The 22,400-nt window shown below is 59.6% G+C and carries 19 protein-coding genes; 3 read left to right on the plus strand and 16 right to left on the minus strand.

What is annotated here, in order from left to right:
• Positions 1-156: 156 nt before the first annotated feature.
• Genes EPD60_RS00340 through EPD60_RS00355 form a run of 4 tightly spaced genes read right to left on the minus strand, consistent with a single transcriptional unit; the run spans position 157 to position 4,592 of the window.
• Positions 157-1,317 (minus strand): ferritin-like domain-containing protein, encoded by a 1,161-nt coding sequence (locus tag EPD60_RS00340; RefSeq protein ID WP_131445540.1) that lies wholly within the window; start codon positions 1,315-1,317, stop codon positions 157-159.
• Positions 1,277-3,238, minus strand: coding sequence for a GMC family oxidoreductase (locus EPD60_RS00345; protein WP_131445544.1), 1,962 nt, complete (start codon positions 3,236-3,238; stop codon positions 1,277-1,279). The genes EPD60_RS00340 and EPD60_RS00345 overlap by 41 nt, the downstream gene beginning before the upstream one ends.
• Positions 3,235-3,669, minus strand: coding sequence for a hypothetical protein (locus tag EPD60_RS00350; RefSeq protein ID WP_131445547.1), 435 nt, complete (start codon positions 3,667-3,669; stop codon positions 3,235-3,237). Before EPD60_RS00350 ends, EPD60_RS00345 begins: the two co-directional genes overlap by 4 nt.
• Before the next feature lie 2 nt (positions 3,670-3,671).
• Complete coding sequence (locus EPD60_RS00355) at positions 3,672-4,592, minus strand: heme-binding protein (protein WP_131445550.1); 921 nt, start codon at positions 4,590-4,592, stop codon at positions 3,672-3,674.
• A 449-nt stretch (positions 4,593-5,041) separates the two neighbouring features.
• On the opposite strand from EPD60_RS00355, the gene pulA reads away from it, so the two are divergent.
• The 3 genes from pulA (at position 5,042) to EPD60_RS00370 (ending at position 8,728) form a co-directional block, all read left to right on the plus strand.
• The gene (gene pulA / locus EPD60_RS00360) at positions 5,042-7,027 is read left to right on the plus strand and encodes a type I pullulanase (protein ID WP_131445553.1); all 1,986 of its coding nucleotides are present in this window, start codon (positions 5,042-5,044) and stop codon (positions 7,025-7,027) included.
• Between the two features lie 464 nt (positions 7,028-7,491).
• Entirely contained in the window at positions 7,492-8,145 is a 654-nt protein-coding gene (locus EPD60_RS00365) for a protein-L-isoaspartate(D-aspartate) O-methyltransferase (protein WP_131445556.1), read from the plus strand.
• 298 nt (positions 8,146-8,443) lie between these two features.
• Positions 8,444-8,728, plus strand: a complete 285-nt coding sequence (locus tag EPD60_RS00370) for a response regulator (protein ID WP_131445559.1) — start codon at positions 8,444-8,446, stop codon at positions 8,726-8,728.
• Here the strand turns inward: EPD60_RS00370 and EPD60_RS00375 are convergent.
• The 12 genes from EPD60_RS00375 to EPD60_RS00430 all read right to left on the minus strand — a co-directional run bounded on the left by EPD60_RS00375 (position 8,725) and on the right by EPD60_RS00430 (position 22,337).
• Positions 8,725-9,570, minus strand: a complete 846-nt coding sequence (locus EPD60_RS00375; RefSeq protein ID WP_131445562.1) for an MBL fold metallo-hydrolase — start codon at positions 9,568-9,570, stop codon at positions 8,725-8,727. The two genes, EPD60_RS00370 and EPD60_RS00375, sit on opposite strands and share 4 nt — an antisense overlap.
• A gap of 60 nt (positions 9,571-9,630) precedes the next feature.
• Positions 9,631-10,089 (minus strand): P-loop NTPase family protein, encoded by a 459-nt coding sequence (locus tag EPD60_RS00380; RefSeq protein WP_131445565.1) that lies wholly within the window; start codon positions 10,087-10,089, stop codon positions 9,631-9,633.
• Complete coding sequence (locus EPD60_RS00385) at positions 10,086-11,126, minus strand: hypothetical protein (RefSeq protein ID WP_131445568.1); 1,041 nt, start codon at positions 11,124-11,126, stop codon at positions 10,086-10,088. The genes EPD60_RS00380 and EPD60_RS00385 overlap by 4 nt, the downstream gene beginning before the upstream one ends.
• Positions 11,123-12,109: an XdhC family protein gene (locus tag EPD60_RS00390; protein ID WP_131445571.1), complete on the minus strand. Its 987-nt coding sequence runs from the start codon at positions 12,107-12,109 to the stop codon at positions 11,123-11,125. Before EPD60_RS00390 ends, EPD60_RS00385 begins: the two co-directional genes overlap by 4 nt.
• On the minus strand, positions 12,106-13,440 hold the full coding sequence (locus tag EPD60_RS00395) for a DUF6986 family protein (RefSeq protein ID WP_131445574.1): 1,335 nt from the start codon (positions 13,438-13,440) through the stop codon (positions 12,106-12,108). Before EPD60_RS00395 ends, EPD60_RS00390 begins: the two co-directional genes overlap by 4 nt.
• Before the next feature lie 31 nt (positions 13,441-13,471).
• On the minus strand, positions 13,472-14,341 hold the full coding sequence (gene uraD / locus EPD60_RS17195) for a 2-oxo-4-hydroxy-4-carboxy-5-ureidoimidazoline decarboxylase (protein ID WP_243647730.1): 870 nt from the start codon (positions 14,339-14,341) through the stop codon (positions 13,472-13,474).
• Between the two features lie 63 nt (positions 14,342-14,404).
• Positions 14,405-15,805, minus strand: coding sequence for a urate hydroxylase PuuD (locus EPD60_RS00405; protein WP_207896506.1), 1,401 nt, complete (start codon positions 15,803-15,805; stop codon positions 14,405-14,407).
• Positions 15,805-16,833 carry an allantoicase gene (gene alc / locus EPD60_RS00410; RefSeq protein ID WP_131445577.1) on the minus strand — a complete coding sequence of 343 codons (1,029 nt, stop codon included), beginning with the start codon at positions 16,831-16,833 and terminating at the stop codon, positions 15,805-15,807. Before alc ends, EPD60_RS00405 begins: the two co-directional genes overlap by 1 nt.
• Entirely contained in the window at positions 16,815-18,158 is a 1,344-nt protein-coding gene (gene allB / locus EPD60_RS00415) for an allantoinase AllB (RefSeq protein ID WP_131445580.1), read from the minus strand. The genes alc and allB overlap by 19 nt, the downstream gene beginning before the upstream one ends.
• Entirely contained in the window at positions 18,155-20,452 is a 2,298-nt protein-coding gene (locus EPD60_RS00420; protein ID WP_243647731.1) for a xanthine dehydrogenase molybdopterin binding subunit, read from the minus strand. The genes allB and EPD60_RS00420 overlap by 4 nt, the downstream gene beginning before the upstream one ends.
• A complete protein-coding gene (locus tag EPD60_RS00425; RefSeq protein WP_131445583.1) occupies positions 20,449-21,864 on the minus strand; it encodes an FAD binding domain-containing protein in 1,416 nt (471 codons plus the stop codon). The genes EPD60_RS00420 and EPD60_RS00425 overlap by 4 nt, the downstream gene beginning before the upstream one ends.
• Positions 21,864-22,337 carry a nucleoside deaminase gene (locus EPD60_RS00430; RefSeq protein WP_131445586.1) on the minus strand — a complete coding sequence of 158 codons (474 nt, stop codon included), beginning with the start codon at positions 22,335-22,337 and terminating at the stop codon, positions 21,864-21,866. Before EPD60_RS00430 ends, EPD60_RS00425 begins: the two co-directional genes overlap by 1 nt.
• Positions 22,338-22,400 lie beyond the last annotated feature (63 nt).

The raw sequence follows: 22,400 nt of genomic DNA on the forward strand, positions 1-22,400 counted from the left end.
GTACCTGGTGTCAGGCCGGTAATTGAATCGCCCGCTGCATGAAGCGTCGTTCTTTATCCGGGTACGGCAATTGGTGCTGTTTGTATTGGTTAAATGAATTCAAATCAAAAGAAAAAGCCACCGGTTGAGGTGGCATTTTCTTTTGAACCATCAGAACTATTGGAACATCTTGTCTACGATCTCGAATGTCGGCGCGGCGTTTCGTCCGTCGTCCACCGGTACGTTCATCAGGGCAATGGCCTTGTAACGCAGCTCGTACATCAGCGCGATCGACTGCTGCATTTTCTCCGGCTTTCCGTTCACCGCAAGATTAATATTGGCGATCAGGTCGGTGTAAGCCTGGTTGAACGATTGTGCCAGCGCGAACACCTCCGGGCGGCGCTCGTATTGCTTCATCGTAGGGTTGTGCAGCAGTGGATACACTGCGTTCCAGTCTACGCGCAGCGGGCCTCCCGTCGGCTTTGCCGGGTGGTCGTGCTCACGGTAATAGCTTTCTTCGTCTATTTCCTTAAAGCGGAAGTAATGTGCATACTCGATGCCTTCGCCGAAGCGGATGTGGTCGCCGTCGAGTATGGTGCCGTCGATGCCTTCACCCTGGCCTTCGATTTCGTCGATAACGAGACGTGCTCCCGCCAGGTCGTATACGGGCACGATCTGGCCGCCGCTCCCATAGTATTCACCCGCCTGCACCTGCAGCTTCGGGTCGCCCGTGAAAATGGTGTCCTCGGGATTCCCGGCTTTCGCTTCGTGCTCGAGTCGCTCGATGGCCTCGCGGAGCGCTTCATAAAAGGCGCCGATGGTGGGGTAGAGGCGTTTGACGCGGGCTTTCAAAAGTCCTTCAGGCATTTCTTTCGGTGGTTGCGGCAGCTCGATCCGCATAAACGTTTTGATCGCTTCGCGGGAGAAGGGCAGCAGTCCTACCTCGAAGTCGGGAACGATGCGCGGCAGTGCCGTCGGGTAGGAGAGGGTGGCGGCGGCTTTATTGACATCGGGCTTGCCGCCAACGGCGTTGATCAGGTTGGCCACCATGATCAGGTGCAGCATCTCCTCCACCACCACGCTGCGGATGATGCGTACCGCCTCGGAGTTGGCGCCTTCGCGGATTGAATAGAGGGCGGTCAGGTAGGGGGGTATCGTGGAAAGCTCCAGCTGCATGGCATCCTGCAGCTCCTCGCGCAGGTCTTCGATCGTTTCGATGCGATCGCCGGCAGGCTCGGCCATTAATACCGCCTTCCCTTCGGCACGGGCTTCCTGCCGTACGGCGGATGGCGTCAGCTTATGCCGTTGCGGGTTGTTGTTTTGGAACAGTGGTGACATGCTTGTTTTTTTCAAGTTCTTGAAGAATGTTTTCGGCGGTCTTGAAGGTGAGCGCGGCCATCGTAAGCGTCGGGTTAGACGTGCCCAGCGTCGGCATATTGCCGCAGCCAACCAGGTACAGGTTCGAGTGATCCCAGGTGCGGCCGTTGTGATCAACCACAGAGTCCGACCTGCGGCTGCCCATACGGTGCGTTCCCACAATATGACCGGCACCCCAGAAGTTGTACAGGCGTCCCTTCCAGGTCACGAGCTCGTTGCGGAACGCACTGGTGTTGTAATCGGTCTGGTCATCCACACCCATTTTGTTGAACAGCTGGCGCGATACTTCCCAGGCGGCTTCGAAGGCTTTTTGCTCGTACCCGGTAACACTGTACTGGATCACGGGCTTGTAGTTGCCTAGCTGGTCGCGGTACTGCGGGTCGATCGTAACGCGGTTCTCCGGGTGCGGTGCCTGCTCGATCTCGAAATGCACCAGCAATTGCCGGCTGATGTTTTCGCTAACGGCCTCGCGGAGCGCTTTGCCATAGAGTCCCTGTTCGAGCTTTTGCTGCAGTATTGCGTCGGTGCCGATGCCGGGATACGACCAGCCCCAGTTGTCAATGGGCGAGATCCAGGCGGCGTGTTCCTTGCGGAAGGTGCCGTCGCGGAAGGTGGGAATATTGGTGGTGGAACCCGGGCCGCGGTACGGGTATACCGGCTGCGGAAACAGGCCCCAGGTCAGCATCACGAGGTGGTCCATCAGGTTGCGTCCCACCTGGTCGCTTGAGTTGGCGGCACCGGAAGCCAGGAGCAGCTTTGCGTTTTCAATGGCGCTGCAGCCCAGCACATAATACTTCCCTTTTGCAACCGCAGTCTCATACACGATCGCATTGTCGTAGGAGTAGGTCTTGTACTCAATACCCGTGACCTCGGTTCCATCCTCCGAAAGCAGCACCCGTGACGCGACCGCCTGTGTGCGTATCTCCAGCAGCTTCGCATCGGCCTGCTGCAGGGTCTTCAGCGCATTGTATTTTGCCTGCACGGGGCAGATCGGAACGCAGCTCGAATTGCCTTCGCAGCGCTGGCCCGTGTAGGGATCCCACAAGGAGCCGATCGGGGCATAATGATGCGGGTGCCTGCCTTTACCGGCAGGCACCAGACGCAGGCGGCCCGGTTCCTTTCCCTCCCCGGCCTCCCAGCGCACGCCGGTAAAGGCATATTCCGGGTTGGCGGCAGCATTGCGCCCCTGTGGGGTGGGGACGAACTCCAGCGGGTAGTGCCGGTCGCCGACACGCACGACCAGCCCGGTGGCCGCAGCCATCACCTGCTTGTCGAGGTAGCTTTGCGGGATCGGTTCCATCGGGAATACATAGCCGGAGCCGTAGTTGGCGCGGCTCACGCCGGGACCGCGTTGCGCATCCACATCGCCCGCCACGCCGATCTCGTTTTCCGCCAGCTCGTAGTAATGCTTCAGGTCGTCGTAGCTGATGGGCCAGTCGACGCCGGCGCCGTAGAGCGACTGCATTCGGAAGTCGTTCGGGAGCATCCGCGGTGTGGAGCCAAGCCAGTGCATTGTTGTGCCGCCTGGCCCGCGCATATTATCGCTGGCGAAGGGCACGGGGCCTTTCTGCACCAGGTAGCCCGCGGTGGAAGGCTCGGCGGGGTTGGTGATCTTGCGGATATCGAGCACATCGGAGGATGGCGCTACCGGCAGGTTGGGGTAGGGCGAATTGGGCACCTTAGCTGCCTTCATATAGAAGGTGTTGAGGTATTCCTGGTAGGTGCGGTAGCTGCCGGCCTTTGTAAGCGCGATGCCTGCTTTTAAGCCCGCTTCGAGCAGCAGCACCCGCCTGCCGGCGCGGGTGAGGGTCTTGGCCATGATGGCGCCGGAAATACCGGAGCCGACGATCACGACGTCGTATTCGGGTAAGTGCTCACTCATGGCTTTGCGGTTTGAAGTGAAAGAAAGGGTGCCGGTGGCAAGCCCCAGGAGCCATAGCCGGGCTGCTTCGCGCCGGGGGGGTGCGTGCCGGCGGCCGGCCAGATCAGTCCCTGCACATAGGCCTGCGGCGACACCGGGCTGCCGTTCCAGTTGCCGAGATACCAAAGGTTGATGATGGCTACAGCCAGCCCGTTGTAGCAGGCTCCGGGCAGCAGGTTCTTGCGCACGGCAATGGCCTGGTCGCTCCCCTCGAAGTGCAGCACTTCCGCTGCTTCCTCATAAAATGCCGCAAGCACATCCGGCGCCAGGCGGAATTGCTCCTGCACGAACTTGAAATAGAATTCCGCCATCCCCGTGCCCTCAAGCTCGGCGCGGTTGAAGCCGGTGAGGAGCACGGAAATGTCGAGAAAGCTTTCGATAGATGGCTTCATGGTCATTCGTTTACTTTAATAAGCGTGTTAACGGTGACGTGCGGCCAGTTGATCGGTGCCTTAGACCCTGTTGCAGGGAATACCAGGTTGATCGTTTGCGTGTATTGCAACTGCAGTCCGGCCCCGGCGATATCGGAAACGGCGTCCAGGTTTTCAATCCAGAAGATCGAGTCCATCTGCGTGGCATCAATGTTCTGCTGGATGAAGGGAATATTGAGGATGCCGCCATTGCTGTGCGTGGTGGAGAACTGCAGTGTGGTCATGGCGTTGATCTTACGGTCGCCGAGGCGGCTGCGCAGGATGGTGTTCGGGTCCACCTGGTTGAAGCCGGGGAATTGCGGACGATCGTAGATGTCGGAGTAGCCAAGCGGTAAACGGCCGCCGCCTACCAGTGTCGGCTTCGTGCTGGCTACCGCAAAGAAGTCGTTGTTGGGCGGAACTGCCTCGCTCGACTGGCCGAGCGCCAGCAGCGCATTGCCGTGGGGGATGGTGGCCAGGCGCACTACGTCGAAGCCGTCGTTGAAATTCTTTACGTTGAGAAAAAGACCGCGTTCGCCATGGATCATCGTTCCTTTTGCAAAGCCGCGCTGCTGGCAGAAATCCGTATCGCAGTCGCTGATGATGATCTGCTCGTACATCAGCCCGGTGATCGATTGCACGGCGCCGGTGGAGTCGGTCTTGCCGGCGAAAGGCCCGCGGTTGAGCGCCACCACTACGGGCTTGAAGGAAAGCGTTTCCACGTAAGGAATCACCTCGAGCACAAAACCGCTCTGCCCCGGCACTGCGATAACGTTCCAGCCGTCGCCTGGCTTGCTTTTCCAGGTGCCTTCAAGCGCGGTGAGGGGCCCGAGGTCTACCTTGTCTTCTTCGGTTTCGCTGATGAACTTAATGCCCATGCCGAATTGTTGCAGCGTTTGTTCCATATGTTTTGGTTTTTGATGAACGGACTTGCAGCCCTTAGCGGGCGGAGCGGTGTTCTTCGGCAGGCGTTCGTTTCAGGGGGTAGAGAGACAGTTGGCTACAGGATCATTTTCGCAACTACAAGGTCTGAAAACATTTTGGTATGCCGGCTCGGTATTTATACGGAATTTTTGCATCGTAAAAACCACATGCTGACAAACCGTGCTCAGCCCTTAATGAGGTCCGGTCTTCGGAACCGAATTCCGGCGCCTTTACCCCGCAAGACGCCCGCATCGGCGTTTCCGCCAGCATGGCGGTATTATCAGCCCCAAAGCGGCCCGCAGTGTTACCGGCAACTACACTCAACCGCCTCGTGCAACACCCGGAGGTGCCCGCGCCCGACGTGGCCCATGAGCTGCACTACTTTGTGCCTAACCCCTGACCCTTTGTGAAAGGACAGTAACTTGCTCCAATGAAAGCCGCATCTGTCTTTTTCCTTTTTCTTGCCCTGTCTTTTACTGCCCGCAGCCAGCCGGCGCCCTACCGGCCCGAGGAGTGGCCCGTTTACAACGGCACCGACCTTGGTGTGCGCTATGCACCCCGCGAAACGCGGTTCCGCGTGTGGGCACCGAGGGCATCTTCCGTCACCCTGCGGCTGTACAAGGCGGGCGAAGGCGGCGATGTGCTGCAGACCGTCAGCCTTTCAAGGGGGGAGGGGGGCACCTGGTATGCCCTTGTTGACGGCGACCAGAAAAACCGCTACTATACCTTCCAGATGGTACACGACGGCAAGACTTCGCTCGAAGTACCCGATGCCTATGCGATCGCCGTTGGCGTCAATGGCCGCCGCGGCATGATCGTAAACCCAAAGAAACTAACGCCGGATGGCTGGGCGAAAGACAAACGCCCCGCACTGAAAAACGCAACCGATATCGTACTGTACGAATTGCATGTGCGCGACCTTTCCATGAACGCGAATTCCGGTATCCGCAACAAGGGAAAATACCTCGGTCTTATTGAATCGGGAACGCATAGCCCGCAGGGCGCCGTAACCGGCGTCGATCACATCCGCGCACTCGGCGTTACCCATGTACACCTGCTGCCTTCTTTCGATCACAACTCGATTGATGAAAGCAAGGCGCTGGCTCCATTCAACTGGGGCTACGACCCGCTTAATTACAATGTGCCCGAGGGCAGCTATGCCACCAACGCCGCTGATGGCCGCGTTCGGGTGAAGGAGTTTCGGCGCATGGTGCAGGGCCTCCACCAGAAAGGATTGCGCGTTGTGATGGACGTTGTATACAACCACACAAGTGATATTGAACATTCGGTATTCCACCAGTTTGCGCCCGGCTATTTTCACCGACAGTGGCCCGACGGCAAATGGGGCAACGGCTCGGCCTGCGGCAACGAAACAGCTTCCGAACGCGCCATGATGCGGAAGTTCATGATCGAGTCGGTGCTTTACTGGGCGAAGGAATACCATATCGACGGCTTCCGCTTCGACCTCATGGGGCTGCACGATATAGAAACGATGAATGCCATCAGCGACGCACTGCATCGCCTTGACCCGACGATCTTTATTTATGGCGAAGGCTGGACGGCGGGCGACTCGCCGCTTCCGGAAGCGCAACGGGCCATTAAGAAAAATACGCCGCAGCTGCGCGGCATTGCCGCCTTCAGCGACGATATCCGCGATGCGCTCCGCGGACCGTTCAGCGATGATAAGGTGAGCGGATTTGTGAGTGGAAAAGCAGGCACCAAAGAAAGCCTCAAATTCGGCATCGTCGGATCCGTACAACATCCGCAGATCGACTACAAAAAGGTATCCTATTCAAAAGCGCCCTGTGCAAAGGAGCCGGCGCAGACGATCAACTATGTTTCCTGCCACGACGATCCCACGCTCTTCGACCGCATCCGGCTTTCCAATCCCGGCATCAGCGAAGATGACCAGATCCGGATGGACAAGCTTGCGCAAACCGCGGTACTTACAGCGCAGGGGGTGAGCTTCCTGCATGCCGGTGAAGAAATGCTCCGTACCAAAGGGCTCCGGCACAACACGTATAACGCTCCCGATTCGGTGAATGCACTCGACTGGTCGCGCAAGACGAAGTACGCGCCGGTTTTTGCCTATTACCAGGGGCTTATTGCGCTTCGCAGGCAGCACCCGGCCTTTCGGCTTCCGACCGCTGTCCTGGTCCGTGAGCACCTTCGGTTTATCGATACCAACGATGACCTGCTGCTTGCCTACCGCCTACAAAATGCACCGGGCGACAGCTGGCGCGATATCGTGGTACTGTTGAACGGTGATGAAAACGCGAAGTCGTTCCGCCTGCCCGAAGGCAGCGGCTGGAAGCTGGCCGCCGACGGCAACTCGGTGCAGCTTGCCGGGGCGCAGCGCACCGTGACAGGAACCGTTCGCGTACCGGCAAATACCGGCTGGGTACTTTTCCGGTAAAGTCTACATTTTGGTGAACTAAGTGTCCGCGGCTATTTTGGATCAGCCCCATTCATGAATAGCGCTTTTCCAACCACGATGAGCAGCGCCCGGTAACCGCCGCCGTGCGCCGCCTCGTACGTGCGTAAATGGCGGTGACGCTGGTACTCCTCTTCCTGGTGCTTTTCTTCTCACCGCAACTGTCGGTGGGCCGGCGGCAGCCCTGGCCGTTTTTCTGCTGTTGAGCCTGTTTGAACCCGGGGCCATCCCCGAGCAGCGCCGCTGGGTGTTTTACCTCGATTTCACACGCCTGCTGCCTGCCGGCTTCGCTGTCTTTTCTTTTACCCAAACCCCGCCGTGCGGGCATTTACGCTCGGGCTCGCCACCATGCTGCTGTTTTACCGAACCCTGCGGCAGCATATTGCCAGCTCTTGTACGGGGCATAAAACGGCATTATTCTTTCGGCTTTTTCGGAAAGAGTAGTTATGGAAGCAAACCCGTCCGGTGGGTTCGGCGCGCAGCGTGCCGCCCTGGTAAACGCATTGCGGGAAAAGGGCATCCGCGATGAGCAGGTGTTATTGGCAATCGGCGCGGTACCGCGCGAGCGTTTTGTTTTGCCGGAAAACAGTGATGTTGCCTATGAGGACATCGCGCTCCCCTTTGTTGAAGGGCAAACCGTTTCGCAACCCTTTACCGTTGCCTATCAAACCGAGTTGCTCGAGCTGCAACCAGGGATGCGGGTGCTCGAGATCGGCACCGGCAGCGGCTACCAGGCCGCCGTGCTTGCACAGCTTTCGGTGTCGGTGTACAGCATTGAGCGGATCCGCGCGCTCTTCGACCGTCTTGCGGGCGCCGGCCTCGGTGAATTTTTTCCCAACGTCACCTTTCTGTACGGCGATGGCAATGAAGGCTACCCGCCCGCCGCACCTTTTGACCGGATATTACTGACCGCGGCTGCTACGGCCGTGCCGGAAACCCTGCTGCGGCAACTGGCGCCCGACGGCATGTTGCTGGCACCGATTGGCGCGCACGGCGCCTCGCAGGAAATGACCCGCTTTGAAAAAGACAGCCGGGGAAACATTACCGAGCGAGAGTTTGGGTCCTTCCGTTTTGTTCCATTGATCCGGGGTGCGAACTGAGATTTTTGAAACAGGCGATTGTTCCCCGGTCAATGCTATTCCGGTGGTACGGTAGCTATTGATAGACGTCCGGCGGCGGCTGCCGGATGGAAGTGGTATTGCCGGCATAAAAAAATCCCGCTAAGACTAGCGGGACGTAACGATTGCTTGCTATATAAAAGTTTGTCAGTTCGGATACAAATGTAGCACCCCCGGAAGCCGCGCCGCTGACGCTTTAATGGAACGCTTACGACGCCTAAAGGGTTCGTCGGATTTTGGAAGCCTTGACTGGCGTGCATTTGGGGCGATTTTCCGGCTGATGTCCAAGAAATGTTGCGGGGCCATAATAGGACACGGAAACGCCAACGAGAGCCACTACCTCCACCGTAAAAGCATTCCATTTGTATACCTTACCAACTCGGAGCTCGAGGAAGACGCAGTGCGCGCCTATGACCTGATGGTGCAGGGCTTTTTTGTAAAGCCCCATTCGCCGAAAGAATTGCAAGAGGTCCTGTCTCAGATTTTGTCGTATTGGACGCGGTCGCTGCAGCCCGATAACTACCTCCGTTTTCAAGCCCGGGCAAGCCTCGAGCGGCGTAGCTAGGCTGTTTCACCTCCGTCAAACAACTGCAGCTGGGCAGGGGCGGGCGCTGTATGGTGCGCCGGGCCGAAGACGCCGTCGGCGGAAACCTCGAAGAGCGCGCTTTCTTCATAGCGGGATGCCACAGTCAGCTGCACGCCATTCATATGCGGCTCAAAAAGCGCTGATACCAATTCGGGGTGGTTGTTGTTTTGCGACAGGTGGCCCAGCACCAGGTGGCGCAGGTGGGCCGGGCGGTGCGCGCGGAAAACCTCGAGGGCCTCGCGGTTGGAGATATGACCCTGCCCGCCCCGGATGCGGCGCTTCAGGTGCCAGGGATAATTTCCCTTTTCCAGCATTTCTTCATCATAATTCGCTTCGAGGATCGCCGCATGGCACTGGCTGAAATGGCTGACCAGGTTGGGACAGGCACGACCCAGGTCGGTAAAAACGCCGACCGTAGCGGCACCGCAAGACACGGTAAAGCTGTAGGGGTCGGCGGCGTCGTGGATCTTTGAAAAGGGCCGTACCCGCAGGCTGCCGATCCGTACTTCTTCAAGCCCGCTGAAGTCGCGCAGCAGGTCTTCATAGAGGTACATCCCACTTCCGCGCAACGTAGCCGCGGTGATATAAAGCGGGATGCGGAATTTCTTGAGCAGGGTGGGAAGGCCGCGGATATGATCGGAGTGTTCGTGCGAAATGAAAATGGCGCGTACCGACTGCAAGGACAGCCCGAGGCGCTGCATCCGCCGCTCGATCTCGCGGCAGGAGATGCCGGCATCTACGAGGATGGCGTCCTGGTCGTTGCCAACATAATAGCAGTTGCCGTTGGAGCCGGAATTGATGGAGGCGAAGCGGAGCGACATGGGCTGCAAAAATACGGCTCCGTGCCTGCGCCAACCTCTTAATAATTCGGTAAAGCGGGACTAAAGCGCGCCCAGTTCGTGGAGCACGCGGGCATCGCCCAGGCCGAAGCGACTGCATACTTTTTCCAGCAGTGTGTCGCGCACCACAAGCAGCAGCTTAAAGTCGGTTCCCGCACCGTCGGCGATGACCCGTTCCAGCGCGTTGGCAAAACCTTTCCCTTCCAGTTCAAGTTTGCCGATCTCGTCGACGATAAGCCAGCCTCCTTCTGGAAGTTCGAGGCGGCGCGCTGCTTTCGCAAAGGCTTCTTTCGAAAAACGAAAGGGACCTGCCGGCAGTAAATCGGTCTCTGTACCAGCAGTGGCAGACCACCGTTCACCGGTAGCAAGGTCTTCGAAATGCCGTTCTCCGTTGTAATCGGGCATCGCGATGCCGCGTACGTCGGCCCCTCCGCGGCTCCAGGCCAGCAAGTCGGTCGTTTTACCGCTGCGGATCGGGCGCGAAAAGATAAAAACGGTCATGCGGAGGCGCGTTCGTTTTCGCCCGGATCATACACCAGCGTCCAGTGCACCAGCAGGCGCACGAAATAGGGAATGCGGGCGGGGCCGGTACGGTTGCGGCTTTGCTGCCAGGCGGCCAGCGAGAGGCGGCGCATCCCGGGTAGCAGGCGCAGCAGCTCCTGCACCTGGCCGCTGTGGGCGCTTTGGCGCTTACGCAGGTAACGGCGGATGGCGTGCAGGGCAAGCGGTGCGATGAGTCCATACCAAAGCAGCAGGGCGCAGCCCGTCCAGAGCAGGGTGCGCAGGAGGGCCAGGCTGCCGCTCTTCTGATCGGCCGCCCCGAAGTAAACCAGGATGCAAATGAGCACGAAAAGCACCGTCATCACCAGGTAGCCTTTGCGCCGCCGTGCAGCCGCCGTTTCCGACACGGGCCGTCGTGCCGGCACATAGTCGGGAAGGCGGCCCCCCGTTCCCGAAAGGTCGCGCAGGAGCCGGTTGGTCATCCAGCCGCAGGCGACGCCGCCCAACAGGTATAGGCCAACGTATACGACCACCAGCACCATACTTCCCGGGGGGAGGCCGATACGCAGCTCGCGGCCGATAAAAGCCACGAGCTCGTCGGCCGCAGCCCAGAAGGATTTGCCGAAGAACAGCGTCATGTTGAGCAGCTTTTGCAGGGCGGACTCCAGCAGCGCGATCACGGCCAGTGTATATATACTGCCGGCACGGATGCCTGCGGTTTTATAGAGTGCATAACCGGCCAGGCCCTGGAAGGCAACGGCAACATAGGCAGTGGGTGGAGCATGGGGACTCACCACCGCCTTGATGATCAGCACCAGCAGGAGGCTGTCGAGGATGCGGCGGTAGTGGCGCTCCGAACACCAGGCGATGAGCGTGATGCAGATTACAGAGAAGGAACCTACGATCAGGCCGGTAAACGGGAGCTTGAGCGCATGGAGCACGCCGCCAAGCCCGGACTCGCAAAAAGCCCAGAGCGCCGTAAGCCGTTGCAGGGCCAGCCAGCGCCGCGCGGGAGTCATCAGTTCGGTTGCGCTCATAGCTCCAAAGTTACGCCGCTCCGGCCGGTAGGCAGGTCGCGGTTCTTTTCACGGATGATCTCGGCAGCAATGCTTACCGCGATCTCCGGCGCCGTTTTACTGTAAATAGGAAGACCGATGGGCACATGGCAATGCTGCCAGGCTTCGGGCGGGATGCCTTCCTGCTCCAGCTCGCGCATCAGTGTCACGATCTTCGACTCACTACCCATCATGCCGAGGTAGAAAAATTTGCGGTGCAGCAGGCGGCGGAAAACGATCTTGTCGTCGCGGTAGCCAAAGGTCATGATCACCACGTAGTCGGCCGGGGCGTCGCCGATGCTTTCATCGATCCGCTCGTAGTCCACCACGATCTTTTCATGGGCAAAGGCGTTGTCGACAAACGTGTTGAGGTCGGGCCGGTTTTCATACAGCTTGACGTAAAATCCGAGCATAGCCATCTGCTGGCTCAGTGCCAGCCCCACGTGTCCGCTGCCGATGATATGCACCACGGGCCGCTGGTCGATCGTTTCTGTGTAATCCCAGTCCTCCTCGCTGCGCAGCAGCAGTCCTTCCGTTGCTTCCCTGTCGGTGTCTTTCAGCGCCAGGCCCTGCGGCGTCAGGTGCACGCGGGCGCGGCGGCTTTCGGAAAAAGCATGGAGCAGCTTGTCAACAAGCGGCACGTCGGCAGGCTGCAGGGGCAGGAAGGCCACCACCTGGCTCCCCGAGCAGATCATGCCCGACTGGTCGCGGCTGTGTTGCTTGTCGTGGTACTGTTCCTGTAGAAATACGGACGACTGCCCGGCGCGGATCAGGGAGCGGGCCTTTTCCACCAGCTTGTGCTCCATGATGCCGCCGCCGATCGTGCCGCTGGTGTTGCCGTCGGCGGCAACAGCCATTTTAAACCCCCTGCGACCCGGCGAGCTTCCTTCGCTTTGAAGTACCCAGAGCAACAGCACGGGGACCGACTCGTTCAGTTTGTCGCGGATGAAAAGCCAGGTGTTCATTTGCGCGCGCGGTTTTCCAGGATCTTTTTGAAGGAGCGTCCGCGGATCTCGTCGAGGGTGAGGCCGGTGCGCAGCACTTCTTCTTCGGTAATGGCGCCGCTGTTGAGTGCTTTAAGGAAGAAGTTGAGCAATCCCTGGCCGGTGGCCGCGTCGTCGAATACATCCCCGATGAGCGTGGCACGCGCGGCTTTTTCCACAAAGGTTTTAAGACGGTCTACGGCATCATCGTAGCTCTCCAGGAAGAAAGCAAAAACAGCAGCGTAGCGCATCGGCAACTGTGCCGGGTTCAGGTCCCAGCCCTGGTAGTAGCCGTTCCAGAGCGAGTGGCGGATATGGTCATAGCCTTTTTTCCAGGCGCGGTGCACCACGGCCCGGTTCTCTTCTTTTTGTGTGTCGGTAAGGTCGCCGCGGTGCGGACCGATGGGCATCGTATTGGTGGCGCCATCGGAAAGCCAGATGCCGGTATGGGCGAGCGCCACCTTGGTCATGTGGTGGGCAAAGTCGCACACGGGGTGATCCATTTCCTGGTAGCGCGCGGTGATGCCGGCGGAGGCGGTATAGTCGTACGTGCCGAAGTGCATGGCGATGCAGCGGCCCTTGCTGGCCTGGATAAAGCGGTACAGCGGGTTGGTGCCGTGCAGGTCCATGATCGACTGGGTGGTCTCCACCATCATCTCCATCCTGAGGCTGCCGACAGCCAGGCCATTCTGCTGCTCAAGGATGTCGAAAAAGGCCGCCAGCGTGGCGGGTTGCTCGGGAATGGTCACCTTGGGCAGCATCACCACGAAGTTGTCGGGCAGGCGGCCGCCGCTTTCTTTGGCCAGCGTGCTGATGAAGATGTCGAGGGTGCGGAGCCCGCGCTCTTTCATCTCTTCGGTAAAAGGCTTGATGCGGATGCCGATGAAGGGCGGGAGGGTGCCGGCTTCCATGCCTTTGGCCACTTCGCGCGCTGCGTTCGCAGCGGTTTCGTCTTCTTCTTCATTGGCCCGGTTGCCGTAGCCGTCTTCGAAATCGATGCGAAAGTCTTCCACGGCCTGCGTTTGCAGCTTGCGGAGCACTTTCTGGTACACGTCGGAGGCCAGTCGTCCATTGCCCAGGCCGAATACATTGCCGAAGGTCTGAACGTCAGGCGCATAGGTCTGAAACGTTTCTACGGCACGCTCGCCGAGCGCGCGGGCAAGGTCGGAGCGGAACAGGTTGGCGCCGCCGTAAACGGTGTGTACCGGCTGGCGCTCGCTGCGGTCGCCGGGATATACTTTCTGAAAAGCGAGGTTGGCGCCGCGGAGGGCACCGAATAATTGCTCTTTCTGTTCGTTAGGGATGGAGGTCATATTGCTGAAGAATTCGTTTTGAAAATGGATTTTAGCTGCCGCGGTAAGTAGAATAACCAAATGGGTTAACCAGCAGCGGCACGTGGTAATGTGTGTCGTCGAAGACGGTGAACTGTATTTCTACGGCCGGGTAGAAGCCGTTGGTAGCGCTTGCACGGTAGTAAGCGCCGGTGTCGAATGCCATCCGGTAATTGCCTGCCGGAAGGACGCGACCGGGCGGCAGCAGGTCGGGTATGCGGCCGTCGGCATTGGTAACTCCCTGCGCGATGGTTTGCCATCGGCCTTCCTGCACCGGTGCCTGCAGGCGGATGCAGATATCTTTCCCGGGTTTGCCAATGGAAGTGTCGAGTACATGGGTGGTGAGCTGGCTGACTTTCAAAAAGGACCAATCGGCGCCATCAAGCAATTTGCGGAGCCGGATAACGGTGATCTTATGCTGCTCGCCCATAGCCACGCGCTGCTCTTCGTCGGGACGGTTTTCGAGCCGGTCCTGCAGCAGTCGCAGCATTTCTGCCGCGCTCTTGCCGGTGGCGCATACGATAAAGATGAATCCAAACTTCTGTTCATATGCGGCATTGCCGGCCGCCAGGTCGGCGATCGTTTTTTCGTCGGCGCTGTTCACACCCGATTGCTCGGCGCCCGCAAGGTGGGCGGTGGATGCAAACTTCTTACGAAGGCCTTCCACGTCGCCGATCTTCGGATGGTGGGTAAAGGCTTCGCGCCAGTCGGCCTCACTGCAGGTGTTGTACCAGGCAGTAGTGGCGCGTTCAATCAAATCTGCCTCGGTAGCAAAAGGAAATCCTTTCATGGTTTCCGCCACCCAGCGCCCGGCGCCACAGCAACTGCCTAGTGCCGCGGCAGCCTCGTCTTTCGTTTGTCTATTAAATTCCGCTAATGTCATTTTCGATCAGATTTTCGGTAGCGCCCTGGTTTTACCCCATCAGCACATTTCCCCGTTAGCTCATTATTCTCCCCCGCCCTGCTCCACCCAGCACCGGATCACTGCCCGCTCTTCCTCGGTCATGCCGGTCTTGTTTCCCTGCGGCATGTTTTTCGTCACCACTACGCGCTGGTAGATTTTGTCTTTGAGCCTGATGATATCCTGGGGCGTTTCATATTTCACCCCGTTGGGGGGAGCGGTGAAAACATCGTCGGTAGGCTGTGCGGAATGGCATTGCACGCAGCGCTGCTGCACGATGGCATGTACCTGCGCCATGGTGGCGGTTCCCTTGCATTCGCCCGGGTTTTTGGGCGGAGCCGTCATGAAGGCGGCGCCGAGCAGGATGAGTGCCGATACGGGCAGCACCCATACATTCAGTTGTCCCTTTTCGCGGAGGTTGAGCCAGTGTTTTACACCGGCAGTGCCTCCGGTGAGGATCATCAGCACGAGCCAGGGCTGCGCATGCCCGAAAGAACTCGGGAAATGATTGGAGATCATTACGAACAGCACCGGCAGTGTGAAGTAGTTGTTGTGCAGGGAGCGCAGGCCGGCAAATTTTCCCTTGGCCGGGTCGGGCGCCAGGCCGCGCTTTGCCGCCTGAACCATCGCTTTCTGCGCCGGGATGATGATAAAGAAAACGTTTCCCGCCATCAGGGTGCCCAGCATGGCACCGAAGTGAATAAAGGCGGCACGTCCGCTGAATACATGGGCGTAGAACCAGGCAAAGCCGGTAGCCACCAGCAGGCCCAGGAGCCCGAAAAGCGGCCCCTTTTTTACCAGCGGCGTTTTGCAGAGCAGGTGGTAGATGCCCCATGCCACAACGAAGGATCCGATGCCGATCGAAACAGCCGCCAGGGGCGACAGGTCCATCACGTTCTTATCAATCAGGAAGGCCCGCGCATTGAAATAATAGACCACGAAGAGCAGGCTGAAACCCGAAAGCCAGGTGAAGTAAGCTTCGTATTTGAACCAATGCAGGTCCCTGGGAATTTCTTTCGGCGCGATCTTGTATTTCTCCAGGTAATAGAAGCCGCCGCCGTGCACGGCCCAGAGGTTGCCCGCCAGCTCGTCGCGCAGCCCCCTGGTACGGTTCAGCGCATTCTCCAGGAAAACGAAGTAGAAAGAGGCGCCGATCCACGCGATGCCGAAGGTGATGTGCATGAGCCGCACCACTAGGTTAAGCCATTCCATCAGGTGACCTTCCCAGGGCGTGTCGCGCACCAGCCACCAGGTGAAATAAACGGCTGACAGTCCCACGATTACCATGGCGGTGTAGAGCATTCCCTGGTAGAGGCCAAGCTGGGTATGCCCGTCTTCATCGTCGGCCTCGTGGCGCGCCTGGGCCAGGGCAGGAAGCTTGTAGGAAAGGTTCACCAGCATGAAGAAGATGACCCCGAGGATCATGTAAACGGCAAAGTGCAGCATCAGTCTTTTGTTGGTGTTCCGAAGAGGCGGAGGCGGCTGATGCCGCCGTCGGGGAAGATATTCAGGCGGACGTGCGTCGCCGGGCCCACGGCCGCGATCTCGTTCATGAAGTCATGGATATTGTCGGCGCCCAGCTTTTGCTCGGGCATCAACGGTTGCCACGCGGCGTCGGACCGTAATGCGTCTTCGTCGGAAGCGGCATTGATCGCATCCAGGGAGCAGCGGTCGGGGTAATTGCCTTTGAAATGTGCGGTATCCACCACCACGCGGCTGATGATGCCGGGGTGGGCGAGGCGCAGCACCACCCAGTCGCGGTTATTGGGCGTCCGGTTGCGTTTCGTTTCCCAGCCGTCGCCCATATTGATGCCGCGGCCGGGCATCAGCAGGTTGCCCATGGCAGAAAAGAACATGTCGTTGCAGGCGATGGCCTGACCGCCGTTGATGGCCGCGGCAAGGTCTACCTGCGTGCCCCCGGGGACGGCGTTCCAGTCTTTTTCAACATGACCGTAGACTTTCAGGCGCGCTACGCCGCCATCGGGATAGATATGCAGGCGCAGGTGGCTCCAGGCCTCCGTAGAACTACAGGCGTAAAAGTTCTGGCTGCCGGGGTCGAGCGGCGATTTGGAAAGGATCTCGGTCCAGGCAACCGTTTCCCAGTCGGTTACGGCATCGGGGTTGTCGATGCGGGCCGCTTCGATTGATGCATGCGGTGGATGGTTGCCGAGAAAGAAGTTGGTATCGATGTCGAAGCCGGCGATGCGGCCCGGAGCCGCCAGCTGCACTACGCACCAGTCGTGGCCGGGCGTGCGCTTGCGGCGCGACTCCCAGCCATCCATCCACTTTCCGCGGTCGGTATACTTGTCGGTAATGAAAATGCCGCGTCCGGGCATGATGAGGTTCTCCTTTTCCGCGAAAAAATCGTCGGTGGCGTAGAGCACCTTCCCGCCGAGGCGGGCGGCCGCCAGGTCGGTGAGCTGCGCGAAGGCCGGTGCTTCTTTAATGATCTCGGTTACTTTCTGAAAAGCCATGTTGCTTTAGGTTGTTTTGGTTGCTGCGTATCGGTGCTGTCATAACCGGCTCCGATAATGGTATGTTGAACTTTCCCGTACAGCTGACGGTCAAGATAAGGACTTATTTTATGGCGATGCTTCAGGCCGGCGACACTGGTAACAAATTGCTCCTCCGGGTTCCAGATCACAAGGTCGCCATCGTAGCCGGCGCGGAGGTAGCCTTTACGGTGGCCGGCGCGCAGGAAGTTGGCGGGTGCTTCCGTGAGCAAGGGGATGAATTCTTCCAAAGTAAGCACGTTGCGCAGAGCCGTCCAGCTGGCGGGTAGCAGGAACTGGAGGCCCGCGATGCCGCCCCAGGCTTTCAGCAGGTTGCCCGTTTGCAGCTCCTTGATATCGGGTGGCGCCGGTGAATGGTCGGAGGCAACGAGGTCGAGCGTGCCGTCGCCAAGGGCGGCTTTCAGCTTTTCGTTGTTGGCCCGCTCGCGGATGGGCGGCGCGCATTTGTAGATCGTCTGGCCGTCGGGTATCGATTCTGCATCAAACAGCAGGTAATGCGGACAGGTCTCGGCGGTGAGCGGCAGGCCTTCCGCCTTTGCGGCAGCGATAAGGGGCAGCGCTTCTGCCGAAGATACATGCACGATGTGCACCGGGCAGCGGTGCCGGCGGCAGAGGTCGATCACCATTTCTACGGCGCGGTTTTCCCAGACCTTGGGCCGGCTGGCAAGGTAGGCGGCGTAGGAGCGTGGATCCAGTTCGAGGGCGGCTTTGGTGCCGGCCTCATCGAGCTCGCAGTGCGCCAGCAGCGGCACATTGCGCCGTGCCAGCAGGGGCGCGACCGCCTCCAGGTCTGCAGCCGTTACGTTGGGAAACTCGTCGATGCCCGAATGCGTCAGGAAGGCTTTTACGCCAAGCACGCCGGCGTTGATCAGGGATTCTATCTCACCCCCATTTCCGGGCACGAGCCCCGCATAGAAGCCCACGTTGGCAAAGAGCTTATCGCGGGAGGCGGCGAGCTTTTCCTCGAAGGCGGCCAGCGTGGTGGTTACGGGGGAAGCATTGAGCGGCATGTCTACGATCGTGGTGATGCCGCCCGCCAGCGCCGCGCGGGTTGCGGTTGCAAATCCTTCCCATTCGGTACGCCCCGGCTCGTTCACATGTACGTGCACGTCGATAACGCCGGGCATCAGCACCGAGTTACCTGCATCCAGAAAGGGGATGTCTTCCGCTACTTCGCAGCGGCCCGGCTCAACCCGTGTAATCAACTGGTCCTGTATAAATACGGTAGCAGGCTGCAGCCGGCCGTCGAGCCAGCAGCGGTCGCTATAGATTGCTTGTTCGGTCATTGTTTCTGGTAAAGTCCCATCAATACTTTTTCAGGTGTCATCGGGGCGCTGTAGGGCAGCACGGCCTTCGGGTTGAAGGCAAGCGCAGCGTCGCGTAGTGCGAAATAGGCGCCGATACCGTACATCAGCGGCGGCTCGCCCACGGCCTTGGAGCCCTGGATCGCCAGCGGATCGGGCTCGGGCGCAAGGAAGCGTACATCGAGTGTGCGCGGCACCGAGTAGATATCGGGGATCTTGTAGGTGGAAAGCGCGTTGGAAAGCAGGCGGCCCTGCTCGTTGTACACCACTTCTTCCATCGTCATCCACCCGATGCCCTGCACGATGCCGCCTTCGCACTGGCCCAGGTCGATCAGCGGGTTGATGCTGCTGCCAAAGTCGTGCACAACCTGCACACCGTCCACCACGTAGGTGCCCCGGAGGCAGTCGACCGTTACTTCCGTTATGGCGGTGCCATATACATGGTAGGCGAAGGGATGACCTTTTTCCTTTGTCTTGTCGAAATGGATTTCGGGTGTGGCATAATGGCCTTTCGCACTCAGGTTGACGCGCTTCATAAAAGCGTCCCTTACCAGCGCTTCCCAAAGGAGGTCGGTAGCGATGCCATTGGCGTAGACCCGCTCTTCGCGGATGCTGATCTCGCTGTCGTCGCCCTCTCCAAGCAGGATGCGGGCAACGCCGCGAAGGCGGGCCATCAGCTGGCGGCAGGCTTCTTCCACGGCCCGCCCGTTGAGATCGGCAGTGGCGCTGGCGGCGGAAGGTGACGTATTGGCAACGCGGGTTGTGTTGGTGCTTTCGAGGCGGATGCGGTTGCGCGCGATTCCAAGCGCGCCGGCAGCGGCCTGCAGCATCTTGGTATTCACACCCTGGCCCATCTCTACCGCGCCCGTGCTCACGCTCACGCTGCCGTCCCAGTAGATATGGATCAGGGCTCGGGCCTGGTTCATCATCGTGTTGGTGAACGAAATGCCGAAGCAAATGGGCATCAGCGCGAGGCCTTTCTTTTGCCACGTGTTTGCCTCGTTGAATGATGCCACCCGCTCCCGGGTCGTCTCAAGCCGGAATGTTTCAGCCGCTTCTTCCCAGCAGCGCTCCGCGCGGCAGCGTTGCACTACCTGGCCATAGGAAAATTCATAGCCGTCGGTCATGAGGTTGCGCCGCTGGAGGTCGCATACAGGCATGCCCAGCGCGCGGGCGGCGTGGTCGATGGCGGCTTCGATCATGAACATGCCCTGCGGCCCGCCGAAGCCCCGGAAGGCGGTATTGGGCGGCAGGTTGGTGCGGCAGGAGTGCGTGGTGAGGCTCACATGTTCGATGCCATACGTATTGGTACCGTGAAAGAGCGTGCGCTCCTGGATGGCGGGCGACAGGTCGGCGGCGGCGCCACCGTTCTGGTAGTAGGTCGCTTCAAAGGCGACTATCCTATCGTCGGCATCGAGGCCGATGCGGTAGTCGCAGTGATAGGGGTTGCGCTTGCCGCTCATGCGCATATCCTCCATGCGGTGCGGCACGCATTTAACGGGCCGGTGCAGGTGGTACACGGCCAGCGCGGCCATGGCGGCCCACATCGCGGCCTGGTCTTCCTTGCCGCCAAAGCCGCCACCAAGGCGCGTTACATCTACTTCCACGCTGTGCATGCCGCGGCCGAGCAGGTGGGCTACGGTTTCCTGCACATGGCGCAGGCCCTGCGTGGATGACCACACACGGATCCGGTCGCCTTCCAGCGGCTGCGCATAAGCGCCGTGCGTTTCGAGGTAGAGGTGCTCCTGGCCGCCGGTCTCGGCCCTGCCTTCAAATACATGCGCACAGGTAGCAAATGCCGATGCCACAGAACCTTTTTCGAAGTGGCGCGAGCCGCAAAGCAGCAGCCCCTGCGCATAGGCTTCGCGCGGGTTGGTGATCACCGGCAGCGGGTCGATCTCGGTTACGATCAGCTTCAATGCTGCCTCTGCGGCGTCCTCGTTTTCGGCTACCACCAGTAGCAGGGGCTGGCCGGCAAAGATGACGGTGTCTTCGGCCAGCAGCGGTTCGTCGGGAATGATGCCGCCGATATTGTTATGGCCGGGAATGTCTTTACAGGAAAAGATGCGCACGACGCCCGGGACCCTGGCGGCAGCGCTCCAGTCGAGACGCCGGACGGTGCCGTGGGCCACGGGGCTGTCGTATATTTTTGCAAACAGCGTTCCTTCGAGCAGGGGCAGGTCATCGAGGTAAAGTGAGCGGCCGGTAACGTGGCCCGCCGCATCAATGTTGACCACGGGCTGCACTTTTTCTCCGGGATGAATTTCGGTGATCATGCGGGCAAGAGGTTTTGAAGGATGAGGGGAGCAAGGCCGGCGCGCTGCAGGTGGGCGGCCAGCAGCTGGCGAAGCAGCAGGCGCTTGTATTCAGCCGTGCCGCGGGCGTCTGAGATGGGACTGATCTCCTCGTTAACGACACGCAACGCCTCATCGAATACTTCCGGTTCCCAGCGTTTGCCGGTGAGATAGGCAACCGTGGCAGCGAGGTATTTCGGCGTGGGGCCGACGCCCCCGGCGGAGAGGTGGATGCTCGTGATGGTTCCATCCGGATCGAGCCGCATCTGGCAGGCCGAGTTCACCGAAGCGATGTCGAGCCAGGTCCGTTTGGACACTTTTTCAAAATTGTAGTAGTCGTTTTCCGCAGGTACCTTGAAGCTGACGGACCGGACCAGTTCGCCCGGCGCTTTGTCGAGCTGCTTGTATCCTTTATAGAAGTTCCGGAGTAGCACGGTGCGTTCGCCGGAAGGCCCGCTCAGCGTCAGTTCGGCGTCGAGCGCCAGCAGGAAGATTGTAAGGTCGCCGATGGGGGAGGCGTTGACCAGGTTGCCGCCAACCGTAGCCATATTGCGGATGGGCGTGGAGGAAACGAGTTTTATGTATTCCGGAAGATGGGGGAATGCTTTCCGGACGATGGGCGATTCGAGCAACTGGGATACGGTAACGGCGCCCCCCAGGTGCAGCCTTCCGTCGCGGAGCACAATGCCGCGGAGTTCCGCCTGGTCCGAAACAAGACGAAGCGCGCTCACCTTGACGGCATGCGGACGCTGCACCACAAGATCGGTGCCCCCGCCAATGGTAAGGGTGTCGGTGGACATGGCAGTATCGGGATCTGCCGGCTTCAACGCCTGGAGCCGTTCGTCAATGGTGGAGAAATAGTGCGGCAGAAAGCCGTTCGACACGAGCCAGTCCGTGGTGCCGGTGGCGGGTTTTTCCTGCACTGCGTCGGTGATGATCTGTGCCGCCCGTTCAATCGATTTATAGCCGGTGCAGCGGCAGATATTGCCGTCCACCGATGCGATGGCTTCTTCGTAAGCCCTTGCCTGCGGGTGCAGCACAAAGCCGGTGAAGGAAAGCACGAAGCCGAGGGTGCAGAAACCGCACTGGGTGCCGTTGGCATTCACCATCGCCTGCTGCACGGGCGAAAGAGCGTTCATGTTGAGTCCTTCTACCGTTACAATATGCTTGCCCGACGCGTTGCCGAGCGGCATCAGGCAGGATGTGGCGGAGCGATAGGTAAGGCGGCCGTCTTCGAAATCGCCCACCAGCACGGTGCAGGCGCCGCAGTCGCCTTCGCGGCAGCCGATCTTGGTACCGGTAAGCCGCTTGTGGTAACGCACGAAGTCGAGCAGCGTGCTGCCGGCGGCAAGGTCGGTCTGCACTTCGGAATCATTCAGGAGGAAGCGGATCATCAGTATTCGGTTTTTAGTTCGCTCTGCGCCCATTTACGAAAAGCGCCAATGGCTTCGTCGCGCAGCAACTGGCTGGTGAAAAGCTTGCGCTCGCTTACCGGGCGCGCGATCTCCTCGTAGATAAACTGGTCGTCGAACTGTACGGCGGCGGCATCTTCCTTGGTGTTGGCATAAAAGAGCCGCGACGGGCGCGCCCAATAGATGGCACCCAGGCACATCGGGCAGGGTTCGCAACTGGTGTAGATGTCGCAGCCGTCGAGCTGAAAGGTGCCCAGGGCCTGGCAGGCGGCGCGGATGGCCACTACTTCGGCATGTGCGGTGGGGTCGTTGGTGGCGGTGACCGAGTTGGCACCGCGGGCGATGATCCTGCCGTCTTTGACCACTACGGCGCCAAAGGGGCCGCCGCGGCCGGTGTCGACGTTCTCTTCGGAAAGGCGGATCGCCTCCCGCATAAAAGCAAGCTCCTCATTCATACGCAAGCAGAGTTTTGAAAAGAGTAAGGCGATAAATATAAGAAAACCGGCAGAAGATCCGCG

The sequence above is a fragment of the Flaviaestuariibacter flavus genome, from assembly GCF_004337505.1.
Taxonomy (GTDB): Bacteria; Bacteroidota; Bacteroidia; order Chitinophagales; family Chitinophagaceae; genus Flavisolibacter; species Flavisolibacter flavus.